Consider the following 15,392-nt stretch of genomic DNA (forward strand, 5'->3'; position numbering starts at 1 on the left):
GCAGGTTGTTTGGTGTGCTTCATCCCCCGTGAGGGGAAGATTTTGGGTGCCTAGTGGCTATCCGCGTGCAGGGCGCCTTCGATGTAGATGGCGGTCAGCAGGGTGAACACGTAGGCCTGCAGCGCCATGATCAGCGCTTCCAGCATGTACATGGCAATCGCGCCGACAAGGACCAGGACCGAGGAGCCCTTCAGCAGGAGGTTCTCCTGCATAACGAGGAACTCGATGCCGGAACCGGCGATCATCACGATCAGGTGGCCGGCCAGCATGGTCGCGAACAGACGGAGGCTGTGCGTGACAGGGCGGACCAGGAAGTTGGAGATGATCTCGATCGGGATGATGAGCGGAAGGATGTAGACCGGGACTCCGGACGGCACGGTGGCCAGTTTGAAGTACCTCAGGCCGTTCTTCTTGACGCCGATGCCGATCCAGGTGAAGTACACGATGCCGGCGAGCACGTAGGCGCCGCCGACGTGCGAGAAGCTCGGGAGCTGGATCAGCGGAATGGCGCCGTAGATGTTGTTCACCAGGATGAAGAAGAACAGGCTGAACAGCAGCGGGACGTACTTCATGAAGTCTTTGCCGCCGATGATGTCCTTGGCAATGCCGTTGCGGACGAAGCCATAGGCGGCCTCGCCGGCGAACTGCATTTTGCCGGGAACAAGCTGCCCCTTGCGGGCAGCTAGCAGAAAGAATGTGGCGATAATAACAACCGAAAGGATTACCAGCAGCATCTGCTTGGTGAGTCCCTCGGCCGCCCCCCACGGCAGGATGGCCGGAAGGTGCATTTCTTCAATTCCAGGAGGCGTAAAAGTTCCTGAATCTTGGGCCGGGAGCGCAAGCGCGATCAACGCGTTTCCTCTCTGCAGTGTCCATCATTGGGCGTTGGTCGGGGAAAATCGACGTAGCTGTCAGATTCCCCCCGTGTGAAATTATTTGGCATTACTGATCCTCGTCCTGGGACGGGCCACGTGCAGCAGTGTCCCCACCAGCTGCATTAGACGAACTGGTGAGGCCGTGCATATGAGAAAGATAGAACCCTCCTGCGGCTCCAAGCAGAGCGCCTGCGAGCACAATCCAGCGGGTTCCCCACAGATTATCCAGACCCCACCCTATCAAACTCCAGACCATGATTCCGCCAACAATGTAGCTGAAGACGGCGATGCCGGCGTTGTATCCGGCGTCGCGTCCGTTGTCCGAAACACCGGGGGTGCCCGCAGCCTTTTTGGGGGTGCCGGGCTCGTTCATGTGTCGCTCTTTGCGGCTAAACATCGGTGCCGCCTTCCGGGGTCTCGGGGTCGTTATAGAGCTGGAGCCGCGCCTTGCTGAAACCGAAAATCTCGGCGGCCTGCCACACCACGACAGTCACGACGGCGCCGGCCAGGAACCAGCGCCCGTTCAGCCACACGGGGCTGCCAATGGCGAACAGCACCACGGCAAAGCCGACGACCTTGATGAAATAGGTGGCCGCGAACAGGCCGATGGCCCCGGAGGAGTGATTGCGGCCGCCGAAGTGGCCGACCAGGAGGCTGATCGCGAAGAAGGCGATCACCAGTGCCCCGCCGAAGAGTGACGATAGCGCCGCCGCCGCGCCGCCGAGCAGCAGCGCCGCCAGGCCGGTGAGCAGCAGGGCGCCGCCGCCAACGGCCGAACTGATAATCAGCAGCCGCAGCCACAATGATTTTGTGGGACCTGAGACACCAACGGGTCCGGCGCCGGACGTTCGTCCGGGTTCGGCGTTGGAGGTCATGAGATCCCAATCGTCGAGGGTGGTTTGCTGCTCACAGCGGCGGCGAAGGACCGCACATGAATTCTACATGAGATAGAAATTATTCGGAAAAGTCGGGCACCGCCGGTTCCCGGTCGGTGTCATTCTTCCTCGGCCGAAGAACGCGGCCCCAGTCCCGGAGCCTTGTGGCGCAGGTACGGCCAGGCCGTGACGCCGGCCATGACGGTCATTGCGGCCAGGTTAACTGCCATGACGACCTGCCACTGGAAAACGGCGAGGGCGAGGCCTCCGAACGCCAGCACGCAGGTCCACAGGTACATCAGGATGACGGCACTGCGGTGCGAATACCCGATATCCAGGAGCTTGTGGTGCAGGTGGCCACGGTCCGCCGACCACGGCGAACGCCCGAGCGCTGTGCGGCGCACGACGGCCAGTCCGAGGTCCAGCAACGGCAGGAACAGCACCGCAAAGGGAAGCAGGATCGGGATGATGGTGGGGATGCCGTTGGCCCGGTCGTACAGCCCCGACGTGATCTGGCCGGTGGACACGATGCCTGCCGAGGCCATGATCAGGCCGATCAGCATGGCGCCGGAGTCCCCCATGAAGATCTTGGCGGGGAACCAGTTGTGCGGCAGGAAGCCGATGCAGGCGCCGACAAGCACGGCGGTCAGCAGGGTGGCCAGGTCCGAGCGGTCCAGCAGAATGGCTGTCCGGTGCACCCAGTACGCCGTCAGGAAGAACGCCGTCCCCCCGATGATGGCCACGCCGGCAGCCAGCCCGTCCAGGCCGTCGATGAAGTTGAACGCGTTCATCGTCGTCACAATGAGTCCGGCAGTCAGCGCGATGCTCACGGCATCGCTGTCGATCACATACGGCTCCGGGATGAACGGAATGATGGTCATCCGGACGCCCCAGACCGCCACCACCAGGGCCGCGGCACTTTGGCCGATGAGCTTGATCCACCAGCGCAGGTCCAGCAGGTCATCTGCCACGCCGACGGCCACGATGACGGCAGCGCCCGCGAGGATCCCCCAGGGTGCGTCGTTGTTCCGGAAAATGTCCTTGACGAAGAAGGACTGGCTGGCGATCAGCAGTGCCACGGCGAACCCGGCAAAGATTCCCAGGCCGCCCAGCCTCGACACGGGGGTCGAGTGCATGTCGCGGCTGCGGATCGGGGAGAACAGCTCCATCCGGTTGCCGACATAGCGGGCACCCCAGGTGGCCGTGTAGCTCACGACTGCCGCTGAGAGCATCATGAGCAGGTACATAATCACTGCGAAGACACCCGCTTGAAGCCGTCGGCACAGGGCACACCGCGTTTCACAGCCCGGAGCCACGGTGATCCGTGGCTCCGGGGATGGGGTGAACTCAGTTGCTGTGGGTTTGTCTTGCGATAAATGAAACTTCTCCGTCGCCGCGCGCAGGGCAGGCAGTGCGTAGTGCCTGACAGGGCTGTATTACAGTGGACTCTAGTCAAGATACTAACGCCAACGGCCACTTGTCTTCGCGTCACACGGCCCACTGCCGGCGGGAAAACCACCGGCGGCCGTGCTGAAAGGAACACCGGATGACCCTGTCGGTTGCAGTTGCCGCCGTGACATTTGACCGTCCCCGGGAGCTGGCAGTTCTGCTGGACGCCATCAACAACCAGACGGCATCAGTTCGTTCGATCTGCCTTGTCGATTCCGGCACGGTTCCCGCCCAGGATGTCGCACGGGCGCACGAAAACGTGGATTACGTCCGGTCCGAGGCCAACCTTGGCGGGGCCGGAGGCTTCTCCCTCGCGATCCTCAAGGCGGTTGCCACCGGGGCCGACTGGATCTGGATGATGGATGACGACGCCGAGCCCGCCGACCCGGACTGCCTGGCCACCCTCGTCCGCGAGGCGGAGGCCCGCAGCCTGGAGGCGGTCGTCCCCCTGGTGGTTGCCCCGGGCCAGCCCGACCGGTTGTCCTTCTTCTTCCGCCTGGACGGCAAGGTCACCCACGACCGGGCCGAAGTGGAGAAGATCGGTTTCCTGCCGGACGACGGACACTTCTTCAACGGTGCGCTGATCCGCTCGGATGTCTTTTTCAAGGTTGGCCTGCCGGACATGCGCCTGTTCATCCGCGGAGACGAAGTGGACTTCACCATCAGGCTCCGCAAGGCCGGCATTAAATTCGGCACCGTCACAACGACGGCGATCACCCACCCGCACGCCTTCGCCGAGACGAAGCACGTCTACGGCGCCCGCTGGCACGTGATCGTGCCGGAGTCGGCGTTTAAGCGCTACTTCTATTACCGGAACCGCGGCTACCTGATCCGCCGCCACTTCCGGATCAAGTCCCTCGTCGCGGATGTGGGCGGCTACCTCGGCTACTTCCTGCGCCGCGGGGATCTCCGGGGCCTGGCGGACTGGTTCGGGGCATTTTCCGCCGGCCTGCGCGGCAAGGGCTTCGGTCCGCTGGAGGACCAGAAGTTCTAGCGCCTGGGCTGCAGCCGGCGCCGGATCAGCAGCGCGGTGAGCAGCCACGGCTCGCCGAAGACGCGGTAGGCGACACGCCGCGGGTGGAGCACAAGCCGCCAGGCCCACTCCAGGCCCAGGCGCCCGAGCCACCGCGGTGCGAGTTTCTGGATTCCGGCGATCTGCTCGATCGCCCCGCCCACGGCACAGTAGACGGCCGGAGGCAGCGTCGCCAGCCTGCGGGTGAGTACTTGTTCCTGCAGCGGCATGCCCAGTCCGAGCAGCACCAGCTGCGGCCGGAAATCTGAGAGCCACTGGACGGCGGACTCTTCGAGTTCCCCGTTCCAGCCCTCCCCCGGCATCCCGGCGACCCGCGCGCGCGGGACCAGCGTCCCCAGCCGCTCCACGGCCTGTGAGTTTGCCGCGCAACCGGCTCCGATCACGGCAATCCGCTCGAGCCCGTCGACGTCCGCCAGCGCGGGAATCCAGTCCGTGGATCCCAGCCGGTAGTCCATCACCGGAACGTCGCCCTGCCGGGCCCCGCTGCCGCGGGCCCAGAGCAGCAGCACCGGGGCGCCGTCGATCAGCACCACATCGCTTTGCTCGTAGAACGCACGGAATCCCGGGTCCGCGTGGCACAGCGTGACGCTGTGGAGGTTGTGGCCCACCACCGTGCGGGTCGTTCCCTCGGCCACGAAGCGGGTGAGGACTGCTGTCAGTTCGGGGACGGTCAGGGGTGTCGCGTCCACGTCAAGGACGGGGACACGTTGGCGCCGAAGGGTCATGCGGGTCCGGTCCCCGGGGCCGGGGCTTCCGCGGACGCGGCGGGCGCTTCGCTCAGCGGCCCGGCCGCCGGCTCCCCTGCCGCTGTCTCCCCGGCTGCCGGCTCCTCGCCGAGGCCCAGCACTCCCGGGACAACCTCGCGGAGCCGTGCCAGGCTGATGGCGCCCTGGCGGACCACGCGCAGCGGCACGGCGGTGGCATCAACGATCGTGGACGGGAGCGCGTCGGCACCCTCGGCCGGACGCGGCCCGCCTTCAAGGTAGACCTCAACGGACTCTGCCAGCTGCGCTTCGGCGGCGGCGGCGGTCTGGGCGGCGGCCTGGCCGGTGCGGTTGGCCGAGGAGACTGCCAGCGGCCCGGTCAGCGTCAGCAGGTCCTGGGCGACATCGTCGGCCGGGATCCGCAATGCGACGGTGCCCTTGGTTTCGCCGAGATCCCAATCGAGAGAGGGCTGGGCGTGCAGGATGAGCGTGAGCCCGCCGGGCCAGAAGGCCTCGGCCAGGCGCCGGGCCTCGGCCGGGACATCCGTGGCAAGGCCGTCGAGGGCGTTGAGCCTGGGGATCAGGACGGGCGGCGGCATCTTTCGGCTGCGGCCTTTCGACGCCAGCAGCAAGGTCACCGCGAGGGGGGAGAACGCGTCGGCGGCGATCCCGTACACGGTGTCTGTCGGGAAGACCACGCATTTGTGGTCCCGGATGGCCCGCTGGGCATGTTCAAGTCCGGCAGCGCGTTGCTCAGCTGCCGTGCAATCGTAGCTAGTCGTCACTGGCCCATTCTTTCATCACTTCGTGCGTTGCCCGGTTCACCGCGGCGCAGCCGGGCCGGCGAGGACGGCGCTGGTGGCCCGGTCCCTGCCGTTGAGGTCGCGGTGGGTTGCCACCGCGGTCCACAGCCCGGAGCGCTCCAGCAGCGCGGCGATGGCTCCGGCCTGGACTTCTGCGTGTTCCATCACGAAGTAGCCGCCGGGCAGCAGCAGCCTGGCTGCGGAGGCAGCGGCCGCCGTCGGAAGCACCATGCCGTCCGCTCCCCCGCCGTACAGTGCCTCGGGGGGATCGTGCAGTGCCACTTCGGGTTCGTTGGGGACCGCTTCGGCGGGAATGTACGGCGGATTGGACACAACGACGTCGAACGTCCCGTTGTGTTCCGGCAGGGCATCGCGCAGGTCACCGCGGATGAGGTGGACACCGAGGGGCAGCAGGTTCCTGGCGGCCCAGGCGTGGGCAAACTCGCTGAACTCGACGGCGTGCACCTCCGCACCGGGGACCTCGTGCGCGATCGAACCGGCGATGGCCCCGGAACCGGTGCCCAGGTCCACGACTTTGGGATGCGCCATGCCCTGCAGCCGGTCTATCACCAGCTGCACGACGGATTCAGTTTCGGGCCGGGGAATGAACACCCCCGGTCCGACTGCCAGCCCGAGATAGCGGAAATGCGCGACGCCGGTAAGGTGCTGCAGCGGTATGCGCTCGGCCCGCTCGGCGACGAGTTCCTGGTACCCGTCCGGGGCGGCGGTGTCACCCAGCATCAGGGCGCGGAGCCGGCCGAGCCCGACGCCGAGCAGGTGCTCGGCAAGGAGTTCGGCGTCGACCCGTGGGCTCGGGACGCCGGCGGCGGCCAGCACGGCCGTGGCCTCGCGGACGGCGTCCGCGAGGCTGGGCCGGGTTCGTTCTGTCATCACAACGCGGCGGTCAGTCGCCGATGGCGTCGAGGCGGGCCTGTTCGTCCATCTCGATGGCCGACTGGATCACCGGCTCCAGGTCGCCGTTCATGACCTGGTCCAGGTTGTAGGCCTTGTAGCCGGTGCGGTGGTCCGCGATCCGGTTTTCCGGGTAGTTGTAGGTCCGGATCCGCTCCGAGCGGTCCATGGTGCGGATCTGCGACTTCCGCTGGGCCGAGTTCTCGGCGTCGATCTGTTCCTGCTGGTGAGCCAGGATGCGGGCGCGGAGGACGCGCATGCCGGCCTCGCGGTTCTGCAGCTGGGACTTCTCGTTCTGCATGGCCACCACGATTCCGGTGGGAAGGTGGGTGATCCGGACGGCCGAGTCGGTGGTGTTCACGGACTGGCCGCCGGGGCCTGAGGAACGGTAGACGTCGATTTTGAGGTCGTTCTGGTTGATCTCGAGTTCCTCGGGCTCATCCACCTCCGGAAGCACCAAAACGCCGGCGGCCGAGGTGTGGATCCGGCCCTGGGATTCCGTCACGGGGACGCGCTGCACACGGTGCACGCCGCCTTCGAACTTGAGCCGCGCATAGACACCCTCGGCGGGGTCGTTGGAGTTGCCCTTGATGGCAACCTGGACATCCTTGTAGCCGCCCAGGTCGGATTCATTGGCGGAAATCATCTCGGTCTTCCAGCCGCGGGTTTCCGCGTACCGGGTGTACATCCGGAGCAGGTCGGCCGCGAACAGGGCGGCCTCGTCGCCGCCCTCGCCGCCCTTGACCTCGAGAATCACGTTGCGGGCATCGTCCGGGTCGCGCGGGATCAGCAGCCGGCGCAGCTTGGCCGCCGCCGTCTCCAGCGCAGCCTCCAGCTCCGGCACCTCGGCCGCGAACTCCGGGTCCTCGTCCGCCATTTCCCTGGCTGCCGCGAGGTCATCCTCGATGCCGTGCCAGGCATGGTACGCCTCGACAATGCCGTTCAGCTGGGCCGACCGCCGCCCCAGCTTCCGGGCCAGCTTCTGGTCGGCGTAAACAGCAGGATCCCCAAGCTGCGCCTGGATGGCGTCATGCTCATCCAACAGGCCCTGTACGGACTCAAACATTTTCAAAACCTCTTTCGACTTGATACCAAGTCTAGTGACGCACGCAGCGGTGGGTGACCTGGCGGCCGCCGTCGCATATTTTTGCCGGCCCGGGAGTGGCATCGGGCCTGTCGGAGCGTTGCTGCTGGCGTACGCAGTACGTCAGCAGCAACGCGAAGGGGCGGGGCCGGCAAAAATATGCGACGGCCCCACCCCCTACTCAGCTACTTGTCGTTATCGGACTTCGCACCAAGCGTTGTCTTCTGCACCTGCATGAGGAACTCGACGTTGCTCTGGGTCTCCCGGATCTTGTTGGTCAGCAGCTCAAGGCTCTGCTGCGTTTCGAGTCCGGAGAGGACGCGGCGCAGCTTCCACATGATCTTGACTTCCTCGGGGGAAAGCAGGTTCTCCTCGCGGCGGGTGCCGGACGCGTTGACGTCCACGGCCGGGAAGATGCGCTTGTCCGCGAGCTGGCGGGACAGGCGGAGTTCCATGTTGCCGGTGCCCTTGAACTCTTCGAAGATGACCTCGTCCATCTTGGAGCCGGTCTCGACAAGAGCGGTGGCCAGGATGGTGAGCGAGCCACCGTTTTCGATGTTGCGGGCTGCACCGAAGAAGCGCTTCGGCGGGTACAGCGCGGCGGAGTCGACACCACCGGAGAGGATACGGCCGGAAGCCGGTGCCGCCAGGTTGTAGGCGCGGCCCAGTCGGGTCATGGAGTCCAGCAGGACCACGACGTCCATGCCCATTTCCACGAGGCGCTTGGCGCGCTCGATGGAAAGTTCGGCCACGGTGGTGTGGTCGTCGGCCGGACGGTCGAAGGTGGAGGCGATGACCTCACCCTTGACGGTGCGCTGCATGTCCGTGACTTCTTCGGGGCGTTCATCAACAAGCACCATCATGAGGTGGACCTCAGGATTGTTGGTGGTGATGGCGTTGGCGATCGACTGCAGGATGAGCGTCTTGCCGGCCTTCGGCGGCGAAACGATCAGGCCGCGCTGGCCCTTGCCGATCGGGGCAACCAGGTCGATGACCCGGGGGCCGATCTTCTTAGGGTCCGTCTCGAGGCGCAGGCGCTCGGAGGGGTACAGCGGGACGAGCTTCGCGAATTCGACGCGGTCCTTGAGTTCCTCGGGCGTCTTGCCGTTGACCGAGGTGACCCGGACCAGGGCGTTGAACTTCTGCCGGGTGCTCTGCTGCTGACCCCCTTGCTGGGCCTCGCCTTCGCGCGGTGCACGGATGGCACCGACGCAGGCGTCGCCCTTGCGCAGGTTGTACTTCTTGACCTGGGCGAGGGACACGTAGACGTCGTTCGGGCCCGGCAGGTAACCGGAGGTGCGGATGAACGCGTAGTTCTCCAGCACGTCCAGGATGCCGGCGACCGGCAGCAGGACGTCGTCCTCGGTGACCTCGACGTCGTCGACGTCCGGTCCCTGGGCGCGTCCGCGGCGGCGGTCGTTGCGGTCGCGGAAGCGGTCGTTGCGCGAGGTATTGTCGCGGCTGTCCTGCCCGCCGGAGCGCTCGGGACGGTCATTGCGGTCGTTGCGGTCGCGCCGGTTGCGGCGGTTCCGGCGGCTGCCGCCGTCGCTGTCGTCCAGATCGCGGCTGTTGTCGCGGCTGCCGGTGTTATCGCGGTTGTCGCGGGTCCCTGCAGTCTCGTCGCGGCCGCCGCGGGTGCGGGTGCTTTCACGGCGCTGGCCGTCGTCGCTGCCCTGTTCGGCCTGGCGCTGTTCTGCGCGCTGTTCCGTGCGTTCGGCCTGGCGCTGCTCGGCGGAAGCCTGCTCGGCCGGGGCCTCGACAGCCTGGGCTGCGGCCTGCACTGAGCCTTGTCCTCCGGACTGCTCGGCTGCTTCGCCGCGGCGGCGGTTGCGGGTCCGTGGCTGGCGGGCGCGTTCGCCGCCTTCCGTCCCGGCAGCGCCGGAATCGGCAGCGCCGGTCTCGGCGGGAGCCACCGGCGCCTCCACGGCAGGAGCGGCTGCGGCCGGGGCCTCGGTGGCGGGGGCCGTGATGACACCGTCGCTGCCGGCGCGGCGGCTGCGGCCGCGTCCACGGGCACGCGGGCTTTCCTGGGCCGCAGCGTCGGATTCGCTGGCGGCGGCAGGCAGGGCGGCCGGAGCAGCGGCCTGGGAAACGGTACCGTTGTCGGTCGCCTTTTCAGCAGCGCGGGCCGGGGCCTTGCTCACGGGAGTAGCGCGGGCCGGGGCCTTGCTCACGGGAGTACCGGCGCGGTGGGCGGAAATGGCAGACACAAGATCGCCCTTCCGCATCCGGGAACCGCCGGAAATCCCCAGCTGGCTGGCAAGAGCCTGGAGCTGGGCGAGCTTGAGGCCGGCAAGGCCACTGCTCTTGGCGGGTGCGGCCGTTGACGATCCGGCAGCAGAAGATGATGTTTCCACAGCTGAAGACAGCTCAGTGGTTTCGGTCACGAAGGATCCTTCCCCCTCGACGGCGTCCAGACTAGGAGCTGGACGCGATGATTTGATCTGGGCTGCAGTTCAGATCTGCAGCCGGGATTTCGGCCTTGCCGGATGGATGTTGGCCAGCACGGCCGGATAGTGCAACACCAGCCGCGTTCCGGAAGATAAGGAACGGCGGACTGACTGTTCAGGGGTGCAGAGATTGTTCTGCAGATTCCTGCGTCAGACCGAAAGCAGGTGGCACCGGAAAATATTGCGCAGTGAAGAATGAGAGAGGCAACTAGGCCAACATCGCGGTCTTTTGAACAGTAACTGAATTACCGCCTGCGTGATTACCGCCGGTGCACTTCCACTTTAGCACCTTCAACGTCCACAGCCAGCTTCATCACACGCCAGCCGACGTCGGGCGTGTTGCCCGCGGTGAAGGCGCCGATGAACTCGACGGCGGCCGCGGCCTGGTCTTCTCCGTTGGCGAGGACCAGCACGGTGGGGCCGGCCCCGGAGACGACGGCGGCGAAGCCTGCCCGCCGCAGGGCCGCGATGAGGTCCGCGCTGGGCCGCATCGCCTCGGCGCGGTAGCTCTGGTGCAGGTAGTCCTCGGTGCCGGCCAGCAGGAATTCCGGCTTCTGCGTCAGCGCATGGATCAGCAGTGCCGCCCGCCCCGAATTCATCGCCGCGGCGTGGTGGCCGACCGAGGCGGGCAGCAGCGCCCGTGCGGCTTCGGTGGACAGTTCAAAGTCCGGCACGGCGACCACCGGTATGACCGCGGAAGCGACCGCGGCGCAGGTGCTGCTGTACCGGTCACTGTCCTGCCACGACAGCGCCAGTCCGCCGAAAATCGCGGGTGCGACGTTGTCCGGGTGGCCTTCCATCTCACTCGTGAGCTGCAGAACCCAGTCCCTGTCCTGGCGTGACCCCGCCGGAACCAGGGCATTGGCTGCCGTCACCGCGGCAACCACGGCGCAGGCCGAGGAGCCCAGGCCGCGGCCGTGCGGATTAATATTGTCGGCCGTGATGCGCAGGCCCGCGTGCCGGAAGCCCAGCCGGTGCAGGGCCTCCGTGATGGCTTTCACCACCAGGTGGCTGGCATCGCGGGGCAGGGATTCCGCCCCTTCCCCGCTGAGTTCGAATTCGAGCTCCCCGCTGTCCAGGGTTTCCACCGTCAGGGTGTCGAACAGCGTCAGCGCCAGGCCGAGGCTGTCGTACCCGGGGCCGAGGTTCGCGCTCGTGGCCGGCACGCGGACCGTCACAAGCTGCCCGGCCGGAACCGCCGGCGTGCCGGCGGCGGACTCGGCCGGGATGGTGAGGGTGGTTTCCACGGCTATTTTTCTTCCAGTCCCAGGGCGGTGGCCACGGTGACCACGTCGTTCGCGACCTTGACGGGCTGCACCTCGCTGCCGTCCTCGGTGCGGAGCGCCCACTGCGGATCCTTGAGGCCATGGCCGGTGACCGTGATGACGATGGTCTTGCCGGCCGGCACCTCGCCGGCCGCGTGCTTCTTGATCAGGCCCGCGACACCGGCGGCGGAGCCCGGTTCGACGAAAACGCCTTCGCGGGCGGACAGCCAGCGGTGGGCGGCGAGGATTTCCTCGTCGGTCACGGCTTCAATCACACCGCCGGACTCGTCGCGCGCTGCGATGGCGGTGTCCCAGGACGCGGGGTTGCCGATCCGGATGGCGGTGGCGATCGTGTCGGGTTCCGTGATCGGGTGGCCGGCGACGAAGGGTGCCGCGCCGGCGGCCTGGAAGCCCCACATGACCGGGGTTCGGGTGGAGACTGCCGCCAGCGTGCCGGCCGTGGCGGACTCGAACGGCGCACAGTACTCCTTGTAGCCTTTCCAGTACGCGGTGATGTTGCCGGCGTTGCCGACCGGGAGCACGTGGAAGTCAGGAGCGTCTCCGAGCGTGTCGACCACTTCGAAGGCGCCGGTCTTCTGGCCCTCGATCCGGGCCGGGTTGACGGAGTTGACCAGGAACACCGGGTAGGACTCCCCCAGCTTGCGGGCGATGTCGAGGCAGTCGTCGAAGTTGCCGTCAACCTGCAGCAGGGTTGCGCCGTGGGCGATCGCCTGGCTCAGCTTGCCCATCGAGATCTTCCCTTCGGGCACCAGCACAACGCACTTCAGCCCGGCCGCAGTGGCATACGCCGCTGCGGAGGCGGAGGTGTTGCCTGTGGAGGCACACACCACGGCCTTGGCGCCGGCCGCAACCGCGGCCGTCATGGCCATGGTCATGCCGCGGTCCTTGAAGGAACCGGTCGGGTTCATGCCCTCGACCTTGAGGTAGACCTCACTGCCGGTGAGCGCGGAGAGCTGCTGCGCGTGAACGAGCGGGGTGCCGCCCTCCCCCAGGGTGATGACCTTCGTCGCCTCGGTGACCGGCAGTCGTTCAGCGTATTCGCGGATGACGCCGCGCCATTGGTGAGCCACTTAGACTCCTTCTACCCGCAGTACGGATGTAACGGAATTGATGACGTCCAGGCCCTTGACGGCCTCGACGGTGGCTGCCAGTGCAGCCTCGCTTGCGCGGTGCGTAACGATCCGGAGCTCGGCAGATTCGATCTTGGAATCCGCATCGCGGTGGATGGTCTGCCGCATGATTTCAATGGAGACGCCGTGCTCGGCGAAGAGCCGGGCAATCTTTGCCAGCACACCGGGCTGGTCGGCGACGTCGAGGCCGATGTAGTAGCTCGTGACGGCGGCGGTGACGGGCAGTGCCACGACCTTGCCCGTTGTGGTCTCGGCCCGGCCCGGGCCGCCGAGGACGATGCTGCGGGCCGCGGAGACGAGGTCGCCCATGATGGCGGACGCGGTCGGTTTGCCGCCGGCGCCCTGGCCGTAGAACATCAGCTCCCCGGCGTTTTCGGCCTCGATGAAGACGGCGTTGAAGGCGCCGTGGACGGCAGCCAGCGGGTGTTCGCGCGGCAGCAGCGTGGGGTGCACCCGCACGGAGACACCGGTGTCACCGGCGGCTGTTTCCGTGCCTGTTTCCCTGCTTGTTTCCGTGCCTGTTTCCCTGCCTCCGGCCCCCAGCTTCTCTGCGATTGCCAGCAGCTTGATGACAAAACCGGCGTCCTTCGCCGCGGCGATGTCCGCGGCGGTGACGGCGCTGATGCCTTCGCAGTACACATCGGCCAGCGAGAAACGGGTGTGGAAGGACAACGAGGCCAGGATCGCGGCCTTGGACGCGGCATCATAACCCTCGACGTCGGCCGTGGGGTCGGCTTCCGCGTAGCCCAGCCGCTGCGCTTCGGCCAGCGCGTCGGCGAACTGCGCCCCGGTCGAGTCCATCTGGTCCAGGATGAAGTTAGTGGTTCCGTTGACGATTCCGAGCACACGGGTGATCCGGTCGCCCGAGAGGCTGTCCCGGATGGGCCGCAGGATGGGGATCGCGCCGGCGACGGCGGCCTCGTAGGACAGCTGCACGCCGGCCCGGTCCGCTTCCTCGTGCAGGGTCGGGCCGTCCTTGGCCACGAGTGCCTTGTTGCCGGTGACCACACAGGCGCCGTTCTGCATGGCGGTGAGGATCAGGGTCCGGGCAGGTTCGATCCCGCCCATCAGTTCGATCACCAGGTCGGCGTCCTTGACCAGGGTCTCGGCGTCGGTGGTGAACAGCGCGCGGGGCAGTTCGACCTCACGGGGGGCGTCGAGGTTGCGCACGGCAATACCCGCCAGCTCCAGCCTGGCGCCGGCCCGCGAGGCCAGCATGTCGGCGTCGTCAAGGAGGATCCGCGCAACCTGGGCCCCGACGTTTCCACAGCCCAGCAGGGCAACTTTCAGGGTTCGCAATTCGGTCATTCAGACTCCCATGTCGCGGTTGAGCAGATCTTCTTCGGTTTCCCCGCGGACAATGAGCCGGACGGCTCCGTCGCGCACAGCGACAACGCCCGGCCGGGCCAGATAGTTGTAGTTGCTTGACAGGGCCCAGCAGTAGGCGCCGGTCCCCGGTACAGCGAGCAGATCACCGGCTGCCACGTCCTCGGGCAGATATACATCTCTAACAACTATGTCGCCGCTCTCGCAATGTTTGCCCACTACGCGGGACAACTGCGGGGCCGCGTCCGACGTTCGGGAGGCCAGAATCGCCGAGTAATCCGCGTCGTACAGCACCGGGCGCGGGTTATCGCTCATCCCGCCGTCCACCGACACATACCGGCGCGGGTACGTAACGTTTTTCCCGGGTTCGCCGGGTTCTCCACCGCCGGCCGCGGGGGCATCGACCCGGACCGTCTTCAGCGTGCCCACCTCGTAGAGCGTGAAGGTTGTGCTTCCAACGATCGCGCGGCCCGGTTCAATCGAGATCCGCGGGGCGGAAATGCCCAGCGCGGCGCACTTGGAACGGACGACGGCGGCCATCGCCTGCGCGATCTCGGCGGCCGGGCGCGGCGTGTCAACAGGGGTGTAGGCGATGCCGTAGCCGCCGCCGAGGTCCAGCTCAGGCAGCACGATTTCGTACTTCGCCTGCATCGCGGCCAGGAAGTCCAGCAGCCTCTCGGCGGCGAGGGCGAAGCCGTCCGGCTCGAAGATCTGCGAGCCAATGTGGCAGTGCAGGCCCAGCAGCTCGATGCTCTCATGCCCGCTGGCCGCGGCCACGGCTTCCTCGGCGGCGGAGAGCCCGGCCTGGTCGGTGGAGTCCCCGGCCATGGAGAGGCCGAATTTCTGGTCCTCGTGGGCGGTGGCGATGAACTCGTGCGTGTGGGCGTGCACCCCGGGGGTCAGCCGGAGCATGACCCTGGCGGTGTCGCCCCGGTTGGCGGCAATCGCCGCGACGCGTTCGAGCTCGTCGAGGCTGTCCACCACGATCCGGCCCAGCTGCATGTCCAGCGCCCGGTGGATTTCGCCGTCGGACTTGTTGTTCCCGTGCAGCGCGACATCGGCGCCGGGGATGCCGGCGCGGGCGGCAACGGCGAGTTCGCCGCCGGACGCGGTGTCCAGCCGCAGTCCCTCTTCCTCGACCCACCGGACCACCGTGGTGCACAGGAACGACTTGCCTGCGTAGTAGACGTCCACTCCCCCGCAGATGTCAGCGAAGGCGTCGTTGAAGGCATCACTGAAAGCGCGCGCCCGGGCCCGGAAATCGTTCTCGCTCATCACAAACAGGGGCGTGCCGAACTGGCGCTGGAGCTCGCTGACGGGGATGCCGTCAATGGCGAGTTCACCGGCGTCGTTCCTAGCTACCCCGGCGGCCCACAGCGGCTCGTGCAGGGCGTTGAGCTCCGCGGGGACCTGCAGCCATTCCGGCGCGAGAGCGGAGGCGGTGGACGGGTTGGTGGTCATGGCG

General features: G+C 66.9%; 14 protein-coding genes. 1 reads left to right on the forward strand and 13 read right to left on the reverse strand.

Annotated elements, in window-relative coordinates; genetic code table 11:
• Nucleotides 1-50 precede the first annotated feature (50 nt).
• The 4 genes from atpB to J2X01_RS11255 all read right to left on the reverse strand — a co-directional run bounded on the left by atpB (nt 51) and on the right by J2X01_RS11255 (nt 3,003).
• Nucleotides 51-851 carry a F0F1 ATP synthase subunit A gene (gene atpB / locus J2X01_RS11240; protein WP_310056913.1) on the reverse strand — a complete coding sequence of 267 codons (801 nt, stop codon included), beginning with the start codon at nt 849-851 and terminating at the stop codon, nt 51-53.
• A gap of 91 nt (nt 852-942) precedes the next feature.
• Nucleotides 943-1,248, reverse strand: coding sequence for a hypothetical protein (locus J2X01_RS11245; RefSeq protein WP_310056916.1), 306 nt, complete (start codon nt 1,246-1,248; stop codon nt 943-945).
• Nucleotides 1,249-1,264: 16 nt separating this feature from the next.
• A complete protein-coding gene (locus J2X01_RS11250; RefSeq protein WP_310056919.1) occupies nt 1,265-1,750 on the reverse strand; it encodes a hypothetical protein in 486 nt (161 codons plus the stop codon).
• 119 nt (nt 1,751-1,869) lie between these two features.
• Nucleotides 1,870-3,003 carry an MraY family glycosyltransferase gene (locus J2X01_RS11255; RefSeq protein WP_310056921.1) on the reverse strand — a complete coding sequence of 378 codons (1,134 nt, stop codon included), beginning with the start codon at nt 3,001-3,003 and terminating at the stop codon, nt 1,870-1,872.
• A gap of 293 nt (nt 3,004-3,296) precedes the next feature.
• Between J2X01_RS11255 and J2X01_RS11260 the strand changes: the two genes are divergently transcribed.
• The gene (locus J2X01_RS11260; RefSeq protein WP_310056924.1) at nt 3,297-4,193 is read left to right on the forward strand and encodes a glycosyltransferase; all 897 of its coding nucleotides are present in this window, start codon (nt 3,297-3,299) and stop codon (nt 4,191-4,193) included.
• On the opposite strand, the gene J2X01_RS11265 is transcribed toward J2X01_RS11260, so the two are convergent.
• The 9 genes from J2X01_RS11265 to lysA form a co-directional block, all read right to left on the reverse strand.
• Nucleotides 4,190-4,957 (reverse strand): WecB/TagA/CpsF family glycosyltransferase, encoded by a 768-nt coding sequence (locus J2X01_RS11265; protein ID WP_310056927.1) that lies wholly within the window; start codon nt 4,955-4,957, stop codon nt 4,190-4,192. The genes J2X01_RS11260 and J2X01_RS11265 overlap by 4 nt on opposite strands.
• Nucleotides 4,954-5,721, reverse strand: a complete 768-nt coding sequence (locus J2X01_RS11270; protein WP_310056930.1) for an L-threonylcarbamoyladenylate synthase — start codon at nt 5,719-5,721, stop codon at nt 4,954-4,956. Before J2X01_RS11270 ends, J2X01_RS11265 begins: the two co-directional genes overlap by 4 nt.
• A 36-nt stretch (nt 5,722-5,757) precedes the next feature.
• Nucleotides 5,758-6,630 (reverse strand): peptide chain release factor N(5)-glutamine methyltransferase, encoded by an 873-nt coding sequence (gene prmC, locus J2X01_RS11275; protein WP_310056933.1) that lies wholly within the window; start codon nt 6,628-6,630, stop codon nt 5,758-5,760.
• A gap of 13 nt (nt 6,631-6,643) precedes the next feature.
• The gene (gene prfA, locus J2X01_RS11280) at nt 6,644-7,717 is read right to left on the reverse strand and encodes a peptide chain release factor 1 (RefSeq protein WP_310056936.1); all 1,074 of its coding nucleotides are present in this window, start codon (nt 7,715-7,717) and stop codon (nt 6,644-6,646) included.
• A gap of 203 nt (nt 7,718-7,920) precedes the next feature.
• Nucleotides 7,921-10,122: a transcription termination factor Rho gene (rho, locus tag J2X01_RS11285; protein ID WP_310056939.1), complete on the reverse strand. Its 2,202-nt coding sequence runs from the start codon at nt 10,120-10,122 to the stop codon at nt 7,921-7,923.
• A gap of 323 nt (nt 10,123-10,445) precedes the next feature.
• Nucleotides 10,446-11,432 (reverse strand): homoserine kinase, encoded by a 987-nt coding sequence (gene thrB, locus J2X01_RS11290; RefSeq protein WP_310056942.1) that lies wholly within the window; start codon nt 11,430-11,432, stop codon nt 10,446-10,448.
• Between the two features lie 2 nt (nt 11,433-11,434).
• The gene (gene thrC / locus J2X01_RS11295; protein WP_310056945.1) at nt 11,435-12,541 is read right to left on the reverse strand and encodes a threonine synthase; all 1,107 of its coding nucleotides are present in this window, start codon (nt 12,539-12,541) and stop codon (nt 11,435-11,437) included.
• Nucleotides 12,542-13,909 (reverse strand): homoserine dehydrogenase, encoded by a 1,368-nt coding sequence (locus J2X01_RS11300; protein WP_310056948.1) that lies wholly within the window; start codon nt 13,907-13,909, stop codon nt 12,542-12,544.
• Nucleotides 13,910-15,388 carry a diaminopimelate decarboxylase gene (gene lysA / locus J2X01_RS11305; protein ID WP_310056951.1) on the reverse strand — a complete coding sequence of 493 codons (1,479 nt, stop codon included), beginning with the start codon at nt 15,386-15,388 and terminating at the stop codon, nt 13,910-13,912.
• Nucleotides 15,389-15,392: the final 4 nt, after the last annotated feature.

It is taken from the genome of Arthrobacter ginsengisoli (genome assembly GCF_031456935.1).
Taxonomy (GTDB): domain Bacteria; phylum Actinomycetota; class Actinomycetes; order Actinomycetales; family Micrococcaceae; genus Arthrobacter; species Arthrobacter ginsengisoli.